This window comes from Vibrio marinisediminis (assembly GCF_014050145.1).
Taxonomy (GTDB): Bacteria; Pseudomonadota; Gammaproteobacteria; order Enterobacterales; family Vibrionaceae; genus Vibrio; species Vibrio marinisediminis.
The window spans coordinates 1-340 of the sequence record NZ_JACFYF010000087.1 but is presented as its reverse complement, the minus strand read 5'-3'; the positions used below and the strand labels follow the sequence as shown (position 1 = coordinate 340).

1 protein-coding gene is annotated in these 340 nt (G+C 36.8%); it reads right to left on the bottom strand.

The features are described from left to right. On the bottom strand, positions 1–300 hold a 300-nt coding region (locus tag H2O73_RS23505), incomplete at its 3' end, for a CDP-alcohol phosphatidyltransferase family protein (protein ID WP_220457693.1). Positions 301–340: the final 40 nt, after the last annotated feature.

Genomic DNA, 340 nt, shown 5'->3' with positions numbered 1-340 from the left:
GTTTTTAAACTTCAATGCAAAAAGTTTCACCGGACTATTCAGTATATAAGTACTCAACAACGTTATCCCTAACAAGAACCAAGTATTCAAAATTATAGCATGCATAGCATCGCTGTTCTGAAACTCTAAAATTAACGGAAAGGATATAATAACCAAGGCATTTGCCGGTGTTGGTAAACCCTTAAAAAAGCTCTGCTGCTCTTCGTCTATATTAAATTTAGCCAACCTATAAGCAGATCCTAAGGTAATTAACAAACCTACAAAGGCTAAAGGAACTACCTCCGTATCTCCTAAAGTCATAAAAGAATCCCAGGAACCTACATTTGGCTCCGGACTAGTA